We start from the raw sequence: 18908 nt of genomic DNA on the forward strand, positions 1-18908 counted from the left end.
GCACAAATGGCATATTTGGCAGTCTTCTGGGTATAAAATCTCTGCTTTTTTTGAATCAGGATTCAACCTGATAACATCGGTAGGACAGCTTTTTACGCACTCCTCGCAACCTATACAACCGTTTATACTTTTTATTGGCATTTTCTTATTTTGCTTTTGTTATTGAATTAAAAATATGTGTTAACAGTATAACTCTTTTTTATTAAGATGAAATGGCATTACTAATTAAGTACCTTGATGGTAACTTCCTGTTAAATAAAAAAATGGCGCAAAATTAAACTTGGAATAATAACAATTAGTTTCATAGTTGAATGTTTTTAATTAACAATTCAAATATGAACGTATTTACGATCTAAGTAAACTATAATAGATACTTGAGGTAATTGGCTATACCAAAGAAGCTATTCTATCGATGAGATTTTTGGAAATTTATAATGTATTAAGCGAGGAGTTGCTACAAATACACCAAAGAGCTATCGTTTAGAATTATACTAATTCAAAGAGGCGATCCAACTTTCAATGAGTTTTACACCTTCAGAATGTACTAAATTTTTGCCTATTTCTGGCATTACAACATCAGGTTCTAAATGTTTCATTCTGTAAAGTAAAATAGACGCTTCGGGCTGTCCTGCAACAATATCGAAAGATAAATTTCCAGAGCCTTTACCTGCGGCTACCGGTGGTTTATTAACGCCTAATTTATAGCGATCTTGTTCTTGATAAACTAAATGTAAACCAGAAGTTTTTGCGGATCCACCATCTTGATGGCAATGTGCACAATTAACATCTAAATAGGCTCTAGCTCGATTATTTAAGCTTTCAGACGCGTCCGAATAGTCAGGGAGTTTTGATACTTCGTTTAAAGGTTGCATATTGGATAACCACTTGTTTTCAGTCATATATGCGAGTTGGTTCTGTGTTTTATCTGAAAAAAGGTAATCTCTATTTAATTGCCTTGGTGTTGGCCCTAAAGGGACTACTTCTTTATTTTTCATATGGCAATTTTTACACATATTTATATTAGGAACGGAATATTTAAAAACTGTTTTTTTCTGTCTTTCCGAATTTGTCTCTAAAACCAAATCAATATCTTTTCCTAAAATATATAAATACGCCTCGGTTTGTATTTCATTCCAAATATATGGTAATGCTTTCCAAGTGTTATCTTCCTCTTTTATTAATAAACGTGTTTCAATAATGACATCGGAATTTGCCGTTTTTAAATCATCATTTTTATAGTAAAAATTTTTGATGATGATGGCTCCAACTGGAAATTCTAATACAGTTTCATCACTTATATAGCTTGCTGAATTGCCCTCAGGAAAATAAATAAAACGTTTTTTTGAAGCATAATCGGTAAATAAAGCCGAATTTAATTCATATGGTACTACTTGTTTTGAAGAAGGAATTAATTGATTTAATGGTTGTTTGAAAAAACCGTAATCGGATAGTTTCTTTAACCCTAATTCCGAATAATTTGTTAGTGTATCTTTTGCTATAAATAAGCCAGATACACTTACATAATCTTCATTTGAAATCTTTTTTTCTGTTTTGTTACAACTAATGATACATAACGAAAACACAAGAATATTAATTACAATTAAATTTCGAAACATCGTCGGTATTATTTTTAAAATCATGTAATACATCCAACCCTAAGAAAGGAACGGTTTCTGCTCCTTTGGTAAAACAAATCGTGTAAATCGATTTGGAGTCTTTCAATCCATCCCACAACACATGTACCTTTTGAAATGGTTTTTTCATCAATAAGATTTTACCAAAATCATTATTAATTGTGGGAAACCAATAGGAATTGGAATAGGTGTTTTTACCAATTTTAATTTCTCTTGGATATGGATTGTAGTTCTTATCCGAAACATATTCATTATTTATAACCTGAACAGAACCAACCACATCTTTCGTAGCGCTTTTATTTGTTGCATTCCGTTTTCCTAATTCGTAAATTAATACATAACTAGCAATGGCTATAGATGTGGTTTTATTATTCTTAAATGTATTGTCGTGAAAATAAACATCTTTTGTACTGAGAACCAAACTGCCAGTACCACTAGGAACCTGACCCACAATAGCCCCTTTTTTTGCAAAATTTTTAGTATTATTTTCAATAATTTCATTATTAAATACTTCTATGTTTTGGCCATATTGAGTTAGTCCTGGTAAATCGAACACTAAAATACCACCGGTGTTTTCATAAGCCTTATTACCAAATATTTTTACATTTTTAGAATTTTCACTTTCTATACCGGCTACATTGTAAAATGCTTCATTGTTACTAATTACCACATTGTTGGATTGCCCAACATAAATACCTGCATCCGAAGCTCCAATGGCTTTACAACGGTTTATAATTACATTTTTACAAAGTACAGGGTAAAAGGCATAAGCACCGTTGGATTCACTAACTTTACCAGACCATGAACTACACACATTTTCAAAAGTTATTCCATCTGTATCCATGACTTTAATATTATCGCCTTTAGCATTTTCTACTGTTAAATCTTGAACTGTAATACCCACACAATTAGTGATTCTAATCCCTTCAGCACCTTTTGATTGTCCTTCAAAATTTAAAACGGTTTTATCCGTTCCTTTTCCTCTTATAACAACATGCTTGACACCATCTAATAATAATGATTGAGTTAAGGTAAAGTGCCCCTCAGCTAATTCTATAACAGTACTATCTTTGGCCAATAAAAATTGAGTAAGAATGTTATTTTCCTTTCCGATTACATAATTTCTTTCAGGGGTATAAGTGGGCGTAGGTTCACTTTTTAAAACAAAAAATAAGATTACAAAACCAGCAATGAGAATTGCTAGTAAATAAAATAGTTTTTTCATGCTAGTGTGGTTGGTTTAGTTGGTAATACTTTTACCAATATATAAAAAAAATAACATAAAACACATGGTAAATTTTATACAAGATTTAAAAATTATTTACTACTAATCGATACTCATAAGTACATTATACTTATTTATTCACTCAAATTATTTTATTGAAAATAATAAAAAGCTAAATCTTATGCCGTAACTTCACACCTAATTTATTACTCGCTTTGCATCCTAAAAACATCCATAATTCGTCATACGACTTTAAGGCTCTAATTAAGACACATCCTGCTTTGGCTTCCTATGTCCATTTAGGAAAGTCTGGCCTATATACCATAAATTTTGCCGATAACCATGCTGTATTACACCTAAATAAAGCATTATTAAAACATCATTATGGATTAACCGATTGGAGTATTCCGCCAAATTACCTTTGTCCCCCTATTCCTGGGAGAGCCGATTATATCCATCATATAAATGACATATTGGCTGAAGATGATATAAAATCGAAAATAAGAGGCTTAGATATAGGTGTTGGGGCAAACTGTATTTATCCTATTCTTGCTCATCAAATATATAAATGGGAGATGGTTGGTGCAGATATAGATGAAGTTGCTGTAACCTCTGCCAAAGAAAATTTATACCCTACGGAAGGCTTAAAAAATGCTATTGAAATACGTAGACAATGGAACAACGCGCACATTTTTGAAGGTGTCATTTTGCAAAATGAATACTTCAACTTCACTATGTGTAATCCTCCTTTTCATAGTTCAGAAGCTGAAGCTACGAAAGGAACTTTAAAAAAACTAAAAAAATTGGGAGACCCAGAAACATCCAAATCTAAACAAGAAATGGTTTTAAATTTTGGTGGACAGGCTAATGAATTGTGGTGTAATGGTGGTGAAGCACTATTTATTAAGCGTATGATAAAACAAAGTGACTCATTTAGATCACAAGTGGGATGGTTTACAACCCTAGTTTCTAAAAAAGAAAATCTTACAGTTATATATAAACAATTGAACAAGTTAAAAGCTACCTACAAAACCATAACAATGGAACAAGGTAACAAACAAAGCAGACTGGTTGCCTGGAAATTTTAAACTATATCTAAAAACATTGCTTATTGTTGCAATGCTTCAAAGTCTTTTTTAAGTTTAATATCCTTTTTTGCCACCAACATATCCCCTTCTTTATACAACCTTAACATGCTTTGAGCGGCCTGAGCACGACAAGCGAGTGTTAAATCGGGTAATAATGGGTCGTCGTTAAAGAAAAAAGAAGCCATATCATATTCGGGTTTACCCGGCTCCTTAATTACACGATGTATTTGTTTTAACTCTTTATTGCGCAAATATTTACCTGGCATAAAAGTGTAAAATGTATAAGTTCCATCAGCATCTGTTTTTATCCAAGCACGATGGTGAACATACCTTTTACGTTTACTGTTTTTTTGAATCTCATAATTACCATCCTCATCTGCTTGGTAAATAAATAGAACAACATCTTTGGCTGGCGTAATTCCATCACTTTTAAAAATAGTTCCTGTAATTTTTAATTTATTAGCTTTAGAATCGAAATCTGGTACGGTATCTAAATTATTCAATTTATGATTTTCAATATCATAAATAGGATTATTCTTTTTATAACTTATAGGCAAATCGTCTAAAATACTAGTGAGTTCTTGTGCATTTAATAACAAACTACTACCTAAAAAAGTAATTATAATACAATAATTTAATAGATGTTTCATGGGAGAAATAGCTTTTAATGCTCTAAAACTAAAAAGAAAGCTTCCGTACAAAACAAAAAACAGCATGAACTCTAAAAATTTTCGTTTAAAAGCCAAAAAATCGATGAAATACAAAACAATTTCGTGATATATAAGATCTTATTCCTGAGCAAACTATATCTCAAACTAATAACACAGCTTAAAGATGAAATTAAAGAATATTTTATTAATTAAGAAAATTGTAAATAAAATGATAAAAATCATAACTTACAGTAAGATAAAGTTGGTATTTTTGCTCGATTTTAAAAAAATATAAAAAATGAGTACTATAAAATTAGGAAATCCTGCCGTAGTAGGTTTATCAGGGTTTGGTTTAACGACCTTATTATTACAATTTCACAATTTAGGATGGTGTGGTTTAGGCCCTGTTGTAGCCATGGGATTTGTTTTTGGTGGATTAGCACAATTGGTTGCTGGTTTTATGGAACAAAAAACTGGAAATAACTTTGGCTTCGCCGCTTTTTCAAGTTACGGTGCTTTTTGGATTGGATTAGGATTCATTTGGATACTAAATCACCTTGAGATTTATACATCTTCTAAAACCGATGTTGGTTATTATTTAATTGCCTGGACTTTATTAACCGCTATTTTTTGGGTTGGTTCTTTGTTTATTCACACTGCCATGGCATTTACTTTTACCACTTTACTTATTGGTTTTATATTACTTGATTTAGCTCATTTCGGATTTCCTGATTTAACAACAGTAGCTGCGTATGTTTTAATAGCCTGTGCTTTAGGCGCATGGTATATGATGGCTGCTACCATTATTAATGAAGTTTCTGGCAAGCAATTACTAAAAGTTGGAAAACCTTTAGTAAAGGTTAATTAACACCTTTTACTTAACACCCACTTTTAACTGTTATAGATTAAAAGTGGGTGTCTTTTTATACATTCTATTCTCAATAAAATGGGGATAGACATTATATTTTGATGCAATTATAGGAAGCTAATTTTTAGCTTTTAAACTTCAGTTATTTCATATTGAGTTATAACTTCTTCCATTACTCCAAAACTTTAAAGGTTTAGTATCACTTATTTCAAAAATTCTAATACACTAAAAATAAACCTTTTAAGGCATTATTTTATATGTGGTTAGTTTATTCAATACCAGGATAAGTTAAATTGATGCAAAAAAAGAATGAACATTCATTTTTAATTTATCTTTGCATCAGAATGATAACAAAAATGGCAAAACTTCAAAAAAGCATAGATAAGCGTAATGCGCTAGTTAAAGCAACTATTGACTTAGTTAATAATAATGGTTTTCACGATACACCCATGAGTAAAATAGCTAAAATGGCTAATGTATCACCGGCTACCATTTATTTATATTTTGAAAATAAGCAAGATTTAGTGAATCAAACCTATATTGAAGTTAAGTCTGAATACACAAAATACGCTTTTGAAACTTACAACGAAAATATGTCGGTTTCAGAAGGTTTTGAAATTATATGGAAACGCATCGCCGATTTTAAACTTAAAGAGTGCGACCAAGCTATGTTTTTAGCCCAATGCGACAACACGCCTATGATTGATGAACCCAGTAGATTAGAAGGAATTAAACACCTCCAGCCCCTACTCGATTTATGGGAACGCGGTAAAAAGGAAGGTGTTATAAAACCGATATCGGACTACTTATTATATGCCTATTCTATTAATCCGCTATCATTTTTAATGATTTTACAAAAACGCGGCGTCTTTCAAATAGAAAAATCACACATTGAAGAAGCATATCAAGCTGCCTGGAATAGTATAAAAGTAAATGATTAAAATGAAGAAAACAGCCATCATATTAGGAGCCTCTGGTTTAACGGGGAGTATTATACTTCAGAAGTTAATAGCAGATGATAGATATAAAACTATCAAATTGTTTTCCCGTTCAAAAATTGAAGGTTTGCCTAACAAAGTAACACAGTTTATTGGAGATTTATTAAAACTAGAACAATTCAAATCCGATTTTAATGCGGATGAAGTGTATTGCTGTATTGGTACCACTGCTAAAAAAACACCTAATGAATCACTTTATAAGCAAATTGATTATGGTATTCCAGTTGCGGCTGCGAAACTTTCAAAAGAAAATAACATTTCAACATTCTTGGTAATTTCAGCCATGGGAGCAAATGCAAAAAGTGCTGTGTTCTATAACAGAATAAAAGGCGAAATGGAACAAGCTGTTTTACAACAAAACTTAAAACATACTTATATTTTAAGACCATCTTTAATAGGCGGTGAAAGAAAAGAACACCGGTTTTTAGAAAAAATGGCTTTAAATATATTTAAAATACTTCAACCTTTATTAATAGGAAAACTAAAGAATTATAGTATAATCAACGCTAAAACCATTGCGCAAGCCATGATTAATCTAGCAAACAAAAAATACAGTTCAGACTCTGTTATTTACTCAAACGATATTAAAAAACTTTCAAAATAATAAATTAAAAATAAAATTGATACTATGGAATTATTAAACAAATTGAATTGGAGATATGCAGCTAAAGCAATGAATGGCGAAAAAGTAGCAGAAGATAAAATTGAACGTATTTTAGAAGCGGCTCGTTTAGCTCCAACTTCAAGCGGGTTGCAGCCTTTCGAAATTATTGTAATAAAAAATCAAGACATAAAAGAGAAAATTAAACCCGTTGCTTGGAATCAATCTGTAATAACCGATTGTTCTCACCTTCTCGTTTTTGCTGCCTGGGATACCTACACTGAGGAACGTATAAATAATATGTTCGATTTAACAAACGATATTCGTGGTTTTAAAAATGAAGGTTGGGAAAATTACAGACAAATGTTGCTAAATTCATATCCACAAAAGGATGCTGAAGAAAACTTTAATCATACTTCAAAACAAGCTTATATTGCTTTTGCTAATGCTATAACTGCTGCGGCTTTTGAAGGTGTAGATGCTACGCCCATTGAAGGCTTTGATCCTGCATCGGTAGATGAAATCTTAGGGTTGCGTGAAAAAGGCTTACGAAGTGCCGTATTACTACCTTTAGGTTACAGAAAAGAAAATGAAGATTGGTTAGTAAACTTAGTGAAAGTTAGAAAACCTATGGAAGATTTGGTAACTGTAATAGATTAAAAAAAGACAACCATGATAAAGACTATTTTATTAAATAATAGACCAAAAGGAAAACCAACAATTTCCAATTTTGAATTTACCACTGAAAACGACAATTTAACTATCAAGGAAGGCGAAATTCTTTTAGAAACGGCTTATGTTTCAGTAGATCCTTATTTGAGAGGTCGTATGAGTGATGCCAAATCATACGTACCACCATTTGAATTAAATAAACCTATTCAATCTGGTGTAATCGCTAAAGTTATTTCTTCAAAAAATAAAAATTTTGTCGAAGGTGATTATGTTTCAGGTCTATTAAGTTGGAAAACACAACAGGTATCAAATGGTGAAGGCTTACTAAAAGTAGATGGCTCTAAAGCGCCACTAAGCACATACTTAGGTGTTTTAGGTATGACAGGTTTAACAGCTTATTTAGGACTGAACGAAATAGGTAAACCTAAAGCGGGAGAAACAATTGTGATTTCTGGTGCGGCTGGTGCTGTTGGTAGCGTTGTTGGGCAAATCGCTAAAATACTAGGGCTTCGCGTCATTGGAATTGCGGGTACGGATGAAAAAATAGAGTTGCTAAAGACTAAATTTGGTTTTGATGCAGGTATCAATTATAACACAAGTAAGGACATTAATGCAGATATCGCAAAAGTAGCACCAAATGGTGTAGATATTTATTTTGATAATGTTGGAGGACCTATTTCAGATGCTGTATTATTCAACATTAATCGCTTTGCAAGAATTATTATTTGTGGTGCTATTTCTGTTTATAACAATACAGAATTACCAAAAAGTATAAGTGTACAACCGTTTTTGGTTAAAAACAGTGCTTTAATGCAAGGATTTATAGTATCTAATTACGCTGATAAATTTCCAAAAGCGATGCAAAAATTATCAACCTGGCTAACCGAAGGTAAACTAACCTATACAGAAACTATTGTTGATGGATTTGATAATATACCGAATGCTTTTATCGATTTATTTGAAGGTAAAAACAAAGGGAAAATGATAGTTGAAATTTAACAACAAAAAAACAGAAAAGAAAATGAACAATTTTGAATTTATAAATCCTACCAAAATTATTTTTGGTAAAAATAGTATCGAAAAATTAAATACTGAAATCCCTATGAATGCTAAAGTATTATTACTTTATGGAGGAGGAAGTATTAAGAAAAATGGTATCTATAACCAAGTAAAAACTGCATTAGCAAATATGGATGTTGTTGAGTTTGGAGGTATCCCTGCAAATCCCGAATATGCGGTTTTAATGAAGGCTTTAAAAATTATAAAAGATGAGAAAATTACATATCTTTTAGCTGTAGGTGGTGGTTCTGTAATAGATGGCACTAAATTCTTATCATCTGCTGCATTGTATGAAGGCAATTCTCCTTGGGATATTTTATCTAAAAGCATAAGAACAGAAAAAGGGATGCCCTTTGGAACGGTTTTAACATTACCAGCTACAGGATCGGAAATGAATTCTGGCGCTGTTATTACTCGTGAAGAAACCCAAGAAAAACTGGCTATGGGTGGACCTGGTTTATTTCCTCAGTTTTCTATTTTAGATCCTGAGGTAATTAAATCTATTCCAGAACGCCAATTAGCAAATGGCATTACAGATGCATTTACCCATGTTTTAGAACAGTACATGACCTACCCTATTGATGCTTTATTGCAAGATCGTTTTGCAGAAAGCATCATGCAAACCTTAATAGAAGTAGCTCCAAAAATATTAAAAGATCCAACGGATTATAAAGCAGCTTCCAATTTTATGTGGAGTTGTACTATGGCCTTAAACGGGTTAATTCAAAAAGGCGTTCCAACAGATTGGGCAGTTCATGCCATGGGTCATGAATTAACTGCTTTATTTGGTATAGATCACGCTCGAACTTTGGCCGTTATAGCTCCAAGTCATTATAAGTTTAATTTTGAAGCTAAAAAAGAAAAATTAGCTCAATATGCTGAACGTGTTTGGAATATTACCGAAGGTACTTTGGATGATAAAGCTCATGCGGCTATTGAAAAAACAGTTGCCTTTTTCCATGAATTAGGAATTGATACCAAATTATCTGATTACACCAAAGATTACGAAGGAACTGCCGAAGAAATTTCAAAACGCTTTACAAACCGAGGTTGGTTGGGACTAGGAGAACACCAGTCTTTATCGCCAGACAAGGTTGAAAAGATAGTTAAAATGGCATATTAAGTATTAAAATTAAATTTTAAAATAAAACCAGAAGGACCTTTGGGAATTCTGGTTCTATTTTTTCCAACGAAAATTTTAATTATTATTCATCTAATGGCTTTACATTACCTATATAATTAATAGAGCTGCGCGAGTTTCCTGAAATTGTTACATCGCTCTTCAAAGTAGGAGTTAATTCAATAAAAACTTTAAAACCTTCCATTTTACTTTTGGCTTCAAAAGAAATTGTATAACTATGATCTTTGTTTTTCTCTACTTTATAATTCTTTACCAAGCCTTCAAATTCAATAGTACTATCGCGGCCACCATAATCCACTTGCATTCGGCGTTCTCCATAATAAGGCAAATACGATGAAATAGAGTCACCAGAAATTCGTATAAAATTAGGATTCCCAATTAAGCTTATACTGTTTGCATTATTCCCTCCTTGTAAAATACCTGAATTTAAAACTTGTTGTAAGGCTATTGAAGCCTGCGGATATAACCAATCGGAATGAATTTGAAAACGCTGATTTTTTACTAATGAATCTAAGGCATCTATGTCTTCTTGAGAAACTATAGATTTATGAGATACACACGACATTAAGGTTAAAACATTAACACTTATGAAAAAGTAAAAAGATTTCATTTTTAATAAATTAAGCATAACCTAATTTACTAAATACATATAATAATGACTAATAACAAAACGTTAAAAATAAATGTTGCCATTATAAGTCTTATAGATTTTGCTGATTTAGTTCCGAGTTAAACTCCTTTATAATTTGAAGTGTGGATGCGTCATTTTCAAATACACTATACCAACCTTGTGGTTCGTGGGCAGGATCTCCTATAAACTCCAAGTTGTTATTAGATACTTCTCCTGGTGTATTCACTGTACCTAAACCACCCCAAGCCCAAAAATTACATCCCACCAAAGGACTTTTCATTTTTGTGTGTTCCAAAAGAATATTAAAAATATCTTTAAAATATATATTTCTATGATTTACAGATGATTGATTTGTGTAAATTAAATTATCTCTTGAAATGCCGAATTCTTCCAAAACCACAGGTTTATTTAATGTATTTGCCACGGCGATATGATCTTTAATATAATTCTTAGCTTTCCTTAATGCTTTTTGGTATGTTGAATCATGTTTTTCAGGATTGTACCATTCCCAATTTTGAATCCAAATATGAATGGTTATATAATCCAAACTATCAAAACTATAATCAGACAAACAATTATTGTTAGTAAAAAATGAAAATGGCGTATTACCTTCTCCTCCTATGGTTACGAGGTGATTGGGAGCAAGTTTTTTAATAAACTTACTAGAATTTTCAATCCAATTTAAGTATTCCTGTCTGTGTTGAATGGCGTAAGGTTCATTTGCTAACTCCCAACTCATAATAGTATCGTCTTCAAAATAGGGCAAACCTGATATAGAGTTTATACGAGTTATAATAGTTTTAACATGCATTAAATAAGCAGAAATTGCATCTTCATTCCCATAGAAATTAGCTGTAAATCGCATGTATTTTTCCCAATTACCAGTGTCATTTGGATAGGGAATTTGATTGCCAGTTGCCCAAGAAAGATATTGTGATAGTCCGCCAGACCAATACCAGAAATTGCTTAAACATACAGCTGCATGCATATCTCGTTTTTTCATTTCAAAAAGCAAAAAATCTAAGCCTTCTAAAATATCATCATTATAAACACCTAATTTAGGTTGCATGGATATGGGTATACTATAAGGTAAATGATCTGCCCCTTCGGACCCTGCCATTATTCTTAAATTAGTAATACCATGTGTTTGTAAAACATCTAACTCTTTTAATAAACGCACTCTATTTCCAGATTTTTCAGCAGCCAAATGTGCGCCATACCAAAAATTTGTACCTATAAAATGATAAGGTTTATTGTTTTTAATAAATTGATTATTTTGTACTGATATAAACATTGGTTTCCAAAATTATTGAGCAAATTAAATTTTTTTTCGAATATCTTCATGAAGTATATGGTTATATTTGTTTTTATTAATTTTTCTTACTTATGAGAGAACAGTTTTACATTTTCTTAGTTTTATTTGTTTTTCTTTCTTGTTTTACAGCCAGTGCACAACAGGCAAGCATAGAAATTACGGGTAAAGTTCTAGAATCGGTTAACAACCAACCTATTGAATATGCAACTATATCCATATTAGATAATACTACTAAAAACCCTATTACGGGTACCATTACCAAACCTAATGGTTCTTTTTTCATTAAGGTAGATTCTAATAATTTTTATATTGAAGTAAGTTTTATTGGATATGTTACAAAACGATTCAACAAAGAAAAATTAACTGGAAAAAAAATAAATTTAGGAACTATAATTTTACAAGAAGACCAACAAGCTTTAGATGAAGTTGTTGTTAAAGCTGAAATATCACAAACAGAATTCAAATTAGATAAACGTATTTTTAATGTTGGCACCGATTTAAGCAACACAGGAGCCAGTGCTTTAGAAGTATTAAATAATGTGCCTTCTGTTAATGTTAATATTGAGGGTGAAATTAGTTTAAGGGGAAGCTCTGGTGTGCAAATATTAATAAATGGAAAACCTTCTGTACTATCAAGTGCAGGAAGTAATGCTCTTGGAACTATAACCGCTGATATGATTGAGCAGATTGAGGTTATTACCAATCCTTCTGCAAAATATGAAGCTTCTGGTACTGCTGGTATTATTAATATAATCATGAAAAAGTCCGAAAAAAAAGGACTTAACGGTTCAGTTTCTTTAAATGCAGGATTTCCTAATAGTAATAGTTTTGGAATGAGTTTAAATAAAAGAACCGAGCACTTTAATATTTTTAGTCAGGTTGGAATTGGGCGACGCACATTCCCTGAAGATAATAAAACTATAAATTCCGATTTAATATCCAACACCACTATAACAAGTATTGGTGAACGCCAAATGAATGAAAAGTTTAATAACTTTATTTTAGGAGCAGATTACCATATAAATCCTTTAAACGTTTTAACACTTTCTGGTTCTTATGCTTTTGAAGTAGAAGATCAAAACTCTACAGCTACTTACAATGAAACAGACACCAATGAAACCGTAACAGATACTTGGTTAAGGCAAGAAGCAACTGAAGCCAATAACCCGAAATTACGCTACGAATTACAATATAAAATGAATTTTGAAAGGCATAAAGATCAGGCATTATTATTTAGTGCTTTGGGAAGTTCCTTTAAAAAAGATGAATCGTCCGTTTTTAACAATACCACAATTTTAGGAGATAATCCCGATGAAGTTCAGGAAGCTAGAACAGATTATGCTTTAGAAGACTATACCTTTAAATTAGATTACACCCACCCTTTCCTTGAAACTTTTACTTTAGAAACGGGCTCTCAATATGCTATAAATAAAGTAACTAATGATTATGCTATTGACGAAATAGCAAACATATTTAACTTTAATCAGAATGTATTGGGTGTTTATAATACCTTGGCTTATGAAGGTGCTATATGGGGTGTAAAACTAGGCCTACGATTGGAAAACACCGATATAAGCACCTATTTAAAAACTTCTGACATTAAAAATAATAAAGGATATACCAATTTATTTCCAACACTTCATACGTCTTATAAATTATCTGATAATATGTCGTTCCAAGCAGGGTATTCCAAAAGAATCAACAGGCCTGGATTACGAGATTTAAACCCTTTTACTAACATTAGAAATAACTTTAGCATCTCTACAGGGAATCCTGATTTGAATCCGGAGTATACCGATTCATTTGAAATTACAAGCATTCATAAATTCGAAAAAGCCTCGGTAAACATGAGTTTTTTTAATCGATTTACAAAAGATATCATAGAACGCGTTAATACATTTGAAAATAGTGTAAATACCTCTAAACCTGAAAATATTGGAACCAATACCACCTCGGGCATAGAAATGAATGGTAAATACAATCCTTCTGATTGGTTGGCTATTAATGGAGATTTCAATTATAGCCACTTCAATAGAAAAGGAGATTTTGAAGATACTTCATTTGATTTTAAAGGAACACGTTGGTCTGCTAGTTTAACATCAAAATTTAAGTTACCTGCACGCTTCGATTTAGAAGTTACCGGAAATTATAATTCTAGTTTTAAGACCTTTCAAAATGAAATATCAGACAACTTATTTGCAGATATTGGAATACGTAAAAAGGTATTTAAAGGAAAAACTATTTTAAACATTAGTGTACGTGATTTATTCGCTTCAAGAATTGATGAAACTACCACCACGCAATCTACCTACTACTTATATAACAGCAGGCAAAGAGGCCGTTTTATTACTTTCGGAATTAGCTATGGTTTTGGCAAAGGCGAAGCCATGGAGTTTTCAGGACAAAGAATACGCTAAATTTTAAGTTTTAAGTATGGTGTTTATACTTTTTATCCAATCGTCGATGGTTGTTTTATCTGTATTTATTGGTAGGCTGCCATTGCCATAAGGGCCATAAATCTCAGGATCGGTAACCCAAAAGAATCCAATAGTTGGTGTTAAAGAAGCACTCGCCAAATGCATTACGCCATTATCAGCAGCAATAAAAATGGAAGTATTTTTTATAATTGCTCCCATGATTCGTAGATCTTGACTATAAAAATGAGGTGCCTTAAAATTTATTTTAGAAACGTTTTCAATAGGTAACATTTCAATAATATTATAATCGGGGTACTCCTTTAATAATCGGCTATAAAAAGTTTCCCACCAAGATTCAGAATAGCACTTATTTCCCGTTGCATTAGTATAAATACAAATAGTTTTTTTTGTGTTGTTAATTATTCCATCTAATATTTGCCTGCCTTTACTTAACTCCTCTTCCGTCAATTTTAAATTCAAAACAGGTAAGGGTGAATCATTTTTTGGAAACCCTAATTTCGACATATAGCTCCTAAAAATATAAATAGGTAATTTAGAAATATGTTTGTAGTCGGCATACTTCTTTTGAATATTTTCATCCACATCACCAAATATCTTAAAAGTTGCATTAGCCATTTGAGTTAATAAGCGTCCTGAAGATGAGCTTTTATCCCCATTGATAACTAAATCATATTTTTTTCCTTTTATTGAAATCCATACCCTTATGTATTTCAAAATATTATTAAAAGGCTTTTTCGGAAGTTGAATAATTTTTTCAACATGCTCATAGTTTTCAAAAACCGGATTAGCAACACCTCCCTTTACAAACAAATCGATTTTACAATTAGGAAAAGTATTTATAACCTCCTGCACTAGTGGAGTTAAAAGTAATTGATTTCCTAATCGGTGATTGGGTCTAACAATAAGTACTTTTTTAATATCAATTTTTTGCCCTGGTTTTATTACAGGTTCGGAATAAGAACGACCAACTCGCTTGGTAATAAAGTTCATGACCTGCCTTCTTACATGATTTATACTTTGTTTAAATCCCATTTCTTAATATTATAACAAATTTTAAAAGGCGAAAATTACAATTTCCACCTTAATTATTATATAAAACTTTAAACTTATTGCTTCAAACGTCCTTTGTACCAAACATTCAATACCAAACCACTAATTATTAAAACCATACCTAATAAACTCCAAAAGGTATAAACTTCATTAAATAATGTAGCGCCAAGTATTACAGTAAAAACAACTTCAACGTATTTTAAAGGTGCAATAATATTTGTAGATGCCATTTGAAACGCTTTAGTCATATAAATTTGACCAAAATATCCAAAAACTCCCAAACTTAAAAGTAATACCCACTCCATACCTACAGGGTTTTTCCAATTACCAATAGAAAGTACACCACCTAAAATCATGGCTGTAATCATAAAATAATTAACTACCACCACAGGATGTTCACTCTGCCCTATTTGATTTATCATGATATAAACCAGCCCACTTAAAATAGCTGCTATTAAAACCAAGATTAATCCAGTAGTATCTACCTGACTGTCAATTCCTTTAAGTACCAAAACACCAATAAACGAAATAACAAAAAACACCCATTGAAATGGCCTAATTTGCTCTTTAAGAATGAAAACTGCTAAAATAGCAGCAAAAATAGGCGCAGTATAACGTAAAGAAACAGCTGTACCTACCGATAAATATTTTACCGACATGAAGAAAAACAACATGGAAGTTGCACCAACTAAAGACCTTAAAATTAGAAGTTTATTTTTATTTCCAATTAGTGGGATTTTATTTTTCAGAAGGTAACCAAACGTAAAGAATAACGAACCTAATGATCTAAAAAACACGATTTGATAGGTATTCACATTATTTAAATACTTAACAATGATATTCATAATTGCAAAAGCCAAGGTGCTTAAAATCATGAATTTAATGGCACTTTTAACGTCCATGCATTCTAGGTCTAAGGGTGCGATTTGAATTTATAAAATACACACCTGTTAATATAATAAAAGCAGCTAAAATAGATTGCCCCGTTATTTGTTCATCTAACACATACCAGCCTAAAATTAAAGCAATTACGGGGTTTACATAAGCAGATGTGGATACTTTTTCTGTAGAAACTTCTTTAAGTAAATAATTAAATGCCGTAAATGCAACTATACTACCGAATACAATTAAAAGTAACATTGAAAATTGTGCGGACGGACTCCAATGAACTGGTGATAACCATGTCTCTCCTAAACCAAAACTTAAGATTGAAAGCATGATGCCTGAAGTAAGCATTTGATAGGCTGTATTTACAAAATAATTGGGACTCAATTCAGCACGAGCTACAAATAAACTACCCCAACTCCAGCTAATTACACAAGTAAAAATCATTATAATACCAATAAAGCTATTTTCTTGAAATGATAGTTGTTGCTGACTTACCAACAAAAACATACCAATGATGCCTAATGAAATACCGATAATAGAAGTGGTTTTAATTTTTTTACCATCAACCAAGCGCATCATAGCTAAAACCATGAGCGGTTGAATAGATGCTTCTAAAGCACCAAAACCACTATCAACATATTTTAGTGCCCAAACAAATACACCATTTCCGTATACCAAAAACAAAAAGCCGGCAAATATATTATTTAAAAATTGACGCTTGCTAATTTTTAAATTAAACTTTAAAAATTTAGCAATTGCAAATATTAAAATTGAAGCTGTAGTAAATCGAATAGACGCCAAATAAAGCGGAGCTACCTCTGTTACAACAATTTTATTAAGAAGATACGTAGAACCCCAAATAACATAAATTGCAAAAAAAGCCAATATAATGAGTACTGTTTTACGAGGTACACTCATAAATTCTTATTGAATTTACTTAAATAACTAAATCTTTTTTACACGAACCGCATTCATTCCTTTTTGTCCGCGCTCTAATTCGTAAGTAACAGTATCATTTTCTTTAATAGGCTCTAACAACCCACTAACATGTACAAAGTATTTTTCTTGGTTGTTGTTGTCAATTATAAAACCAAAGCCTTTTGAAGTATCAAAGAAAGATACTTTACCTTCATTAGCTTTAAATTCTTCTTCGCCCCTATCTTCTTTTTTAGGAATTCCTAACTCTATACTTTCAGCATCAACTTTAACCTTCATTGATGGATCTGGTGGTGTATCGGTTAAATTTCCATTATGATCTACGTAAGCGAACTGAATACCTTGTGGGTTTTCTTTAGCTTCAGCTTTACGAGCTTCTTTCTTTTTCTGTTTTTCTTCGCGTTTTTTTAAACGTTTTTTTTCTTTTTCAATTTTGTTAAAAGTTACTTGTGATTTTGCCATTGTTTACGGTAAAGGGTTTAAGTTATTTATATAATTATTTCTTTTATTTGAATATTCAATGCTTTTTGAATATCCAATACTTTTTGTAATTCGCCTGGTATGATTAAAGCTATAGAAATTCCAGTGTTGCCTGCACGTGCAGTTCTGCCACTTCTGTGCGTATAATACTCTAGTTGTTCAGGAAGTTGATGATGAATTACAAACGATAAATTATCCACATCAATTCCTCTTGCAGAAACATCTGTAGAAATTAAAATTTGTAACGATTCGTTTTTAAAAGCTCGCATTACTTTATCGCGTTCCTTTTGTTGCATATCTCCTTCTAGAGCTCCGACTGAAAAGCCTTCGTCTTGAAGTTTTTCAGTTAAATCTTTAGTGCCCGCTTTCGTTCTACAGAAAATAATTCCTCGTTCATTCTTACGTCTTCCTAACAATGTTACTAATATATTGAATTTTTCTTTAATATTAGTTGAAATGTACTGGTGCGAAATATTCGCATTAACCAAATCTTCCTTGTTAACTTCTACTTTAACTGCATTTGGCGACATATAGGTTTTAATAATACGCTGAATTTCTTCAGGCATGGTTGCCGAAAATAACCAAGTATGTCGTTTTCCTGTATTGTATTTAAGTATTTTATTCAAATCTTCTTTAAAACCCATGCTTAGCATTTCATCGGCTTCATCCAACACTAAGGTTTTAACATTTTTTATGTTTAAACAGTCGCGTTCTATTAAATCTAATAAACGTCCAGGTGTTGCAATAACAATATGAGTTGTTCTTCTTAAAGCTGAAATTTGCTTCTCAATCTTTTCCCCTCCGTAAACGCCTTCTGCAAATATTTTAGATTCTGAATATTTTGTGAATTTGAATAGTTGCTTTTTTATTTGCTGAACTAACTCCCGTGTTGGGGCTAAAATAAGGGCTTGCACAGTATTTGAAGTGGCGTCTATTTGTTGTAAAATAGGCACCCCAAAAGCAGCCGTTTTACCGGTTCCTGTTTGTGCTAGTCCAATAAAATCGGTTGGAGTATCTAATAATACAGGAATGGCTTGTTCTTGTATATTAGTTGGGGTTGTTATATTTAATTCTTTAAGTCCCTTTACAAGGTCTTTCTTAACCCCTAATTCTAAAAATGTTGGCATACTTGTTTTTACGATGCTGTAAAGATACACCTATTTTTACTGAATGAATAATTAATAATGAATAATTAAAATCCATTTTGAAATTAAGGCCTAGACTGCACGCAACT

Annotated in this window: 19 protein-coding genes; 8 read left to right on the forward strand and 11 right to left on the reverse strand. The window is 31.8% G+C overall.

The window, feature by feature from the left end; genetic code table 11:
• The 3 genes from ABYI63_RS12195 to ABYI63_RS12205 form a co-directional block, all read right to left on the reverse strand.
• Window positions 1-141: ferredoxin family protein (locus ABYI63_RS12195; protein ID WP_372756678.1), on the reverse strand; the 141-nt coding region annotated here is incomplete at its 3' end.
• A gap of 350 nt (window positions 142-491) precedes the next feature.
• A complete protein-coding gene (locus tag ABYI63_RS12200; protein ID WP_372756631.1) occupies window positions 492-1616 on the reverse strand; it encodes an SO2930 family diheme c-type cytochrome in 1125 nt (374 codons plus the stop codon).
• Entirely contained in the window at window positions 1591-2859 is a 1269-nt protein-coding gene (locus ABYI63_RS12205; RefSeq protein ID WP_372756632.1) for a parallel beta-helix domain-containing protein, read from the reverse strand. The genes ABYI63_RS12200 and ABYI63_RS12205 overlap by 26 nt, the downstream gene beginning before the upstream one ends.
• Window positions 2860-3074: 215 nt before the next feature.
• Between ABYI63_RS12205 and rlmF the strand changes: the two genes are divergently transcribed.
• On the forward strand, window positions 3075-3947 hold the full coding sequence (gene rlmF / locus ABYI63_RS12210) for a 23S rRNA (adenine(1618)-N(6))-methyltransferase RlmF (protein WP_372756633.1): 873 nt from the start codon (window positions 3075-3077) through the stop codon (window positions 3945-3947).
• A 20-nt stretch (window positions 3948-3967) separates the two neighbouring features.
• On the opposite strand, the gene ABYI63_RS12215 is transcribed toward rlmF, so the two are convergent.
• A complete protein-coding gene (locus tag ABYI63_RS12215; protein ID WP_372756634.1) occupies window positions 3968-4597 on the reverse strand; it encodes a hypothetical protein in 630 nt (209 codons plus the stop codon).
• A 298-nt stretch (window positions 4598-4895) separates the two neighbouring features.
• Between ABYI63_RS12215 and ABYI63_RS12220 the strand changes: the two genes are divergently transcribed.
• From ABYI63_RS12220 to ABYI63_RS12245, 6 genes are all read left to right on the forward strand, one after another.
• The gene (locus ABYI63_RS12220; protein ID WP_372756635.1) at window positions 4896-5465 is read left to right on the forward strand and encodes an acetate uptake transporter; all 570 of its coding nucleotides are present in this window, start codon (window positions 4896-4898) and stop codon (window positions 5463-5465) included.
• A gap of 356 nt (window positions 5466-5821) precedes the next feature.
• The gene (locus ABYI63_RS12225) at window positions 5822-6406 is read left to right on the forward strand and encodes a TetR/AcrR family transcriptional regulator (protein ID WP_372756636.1); all 585 of its coding nucleotides are present in this window, start codon (window positions 5822-5824) and stop codon (window positions 6404-6406) included.
• Between the two features lies 1 nt (window position 6407).
• On the forward strand, window positions 6408-7067 hold the full coding sequence (locus tag ABYI63_RS12230) for an NAD(P)H-binding protein (RefSeq protein WP_372756637.1): 660 nt from the start codon (window positions 6408-6410) through the stop codon (window positions 7065-7067).
• Between the two features lie 24 nt (window positions 7068-7091).
• The gene (locus ABYI63_RS12235; protein ID WP_372756638.1) at window positions 7092-7724 is read left to right on the forward strand and encodes a nitroreductase family protein; all 633 of its coding nucleotides are present in this window, start codon (window positions 7092-7094) and stop codon (window positions 7722-7724) included.
• Window positions 7725-7736: 12 nt separating this feature from the next.
• On the forward strand, window positions 7737-8735 hold the full coding sequence (locus ABYI63_RS12240) for an NADP-dependent oxidoreductase (RefSeq protein WP_372756639.1): 999 nt from the start codon (window positions 7737-7739) through the stop codon (window positions 8733-8735).
• A 22-nt stretch (window positions 8736-8757) separates the two neighbouring features.
• Window positions 8758-9918: an iron-containing alcohol dehydrogenase gene (locus ABYI63_RS12245; protein WP_372756640.1), complete on the forward strand. Its 1161-nt coding sequence runs from the start codon at window positions 8758-8760 to the stop codon at window positions 9916-9918.
• An 82-nt stretch (window positions 9919-10000) separates the two neighbouring features.
• On the opposite strand, the gene ABYI63_RS12250 is transcribed toward ABYI63_RS12245, so the two are convergent.
• Window positions 10001-10546 carry a DUF4251 domain-containing protein gene (locus tag ABYI63_RS12250; protein WP_372756641.1) on the reverse strand — a complete coding sequence of 182 codons (546 nt, stop codon included), beginning with the start codon at window positions 10544-10546 and terminating at the stop codon, window positions 10001-10003.
• A 91-nt stretch (window positions 10547-10637) separates the two neighbouring features.
• The gene (locus tag ABYI63_RS12255) at window positions 10638-11861 is read right to left on the reverse strand and encodes a beta-mannanase (protein WP_372756642.1); all 1224 of its coding nucleotides are present in this window, start codon (window positions 11859-11861) and stop codon (window positions 10638-10640) included.
• Window positions 11862-11953: 92 nt separating this feature from the next.
• On the opposite strand from ABYI63_RS12255, the gene ABYI63_RS12260 reads away from it, so the two are divergent.
• Window positions 11954-14299: a TonB-dependent receptor domain-containing protein gene (locus ABYI63_RS12260; protein WP_372756643.1), complete on the forward strand. Its 2346-nt coding sequence runs from the start codon at window positions 11954-11956 to the stop codon at window positions 14297-14299.
• A 3-nt stretch (window positions 14300-14302) separates the two neighbouring features.
• On the opposite strand, the gene ABYI63_RS12265 is transcribed toward ABYI63_RS12260, so the two are convergent.
• The 5 genes from ABYI63_RS12265 to ABYI63_RS12285 all read right to left on the reverse strand — a co-directional run bounded on the left by ABYI63_RS12265 (window position 14303) and on the right by ABYI63_RS12285 (window position 18801).
• On the reverse strand, window positions 14303-15310 hold the full coding sequence (locus ABYI63_RS12265) for a glycosyltransferase family 9 protein (RefSeq protein WP_372756644.1): 1008 nt from the start codon (window positions 15308-15310) through the stop codon (window positions 14303-14305).
• A 116-nt stretch (window positions 15311-15426) separates the two neighbouring features.
• A complete protein-coding gene (locus tag ABYI63_RS12270; RefSeq protein WP_372756645.1) occupies window positions 15427-16272 on the reverse strand; it encodes a DMT family transporter in 846 nt (281 codons plus the stop codon).
• Entirely contained in the window at window positions 16262-17176 is a 915-nt protein-coding gene (locus ABYI63_RS12275; protein ID WP_372756646.1) for an EamA family transporter, read from the reverse strand. The genes ABYI63_RS12270 and ABYI63_RS12275 overlap by 11 nt, the downstream gene beginning before the upstream one ends.
• Before the next feature lie 27 nt (window positions 17177-17203).
• Window positions 17204-17656, reverse strand: a complete 453-nt coding sequence (locus tag ABYI63_RS12280; RefSeq protein ID WP_372756647.1) for a cold-shock protein — start codon at window positions 17654-17656, stop codon at window positions 17204-17206.
• Between the two features lie 26 nt (window positions 17657-17682).
• The gene (locus ABYI63_RS12285; RefSeq protein WP_372756648.1) at window positions 17683-18801 is read right to left on the reverse strand and encodes a DEAD/DEAH box helicase; all 1119 of its coding nucleotides are present in this window, start codon (window positions 18799-18801) and stop codon (window positions 17683-17685) included.
• Window positions 18802-18908: the final 107 nt, after the last annotated feature.

Origin of the sequence: Mariniflexile sp. (assembly GCF_041583155.1) — a bacterium.
In the GTDB taxonomy this organism is placed as follows: Bacteria; Bacteroidota; Bacteroidia; order Flavobacteriales; family Flavobacteriaceae; genus Mariniflexile.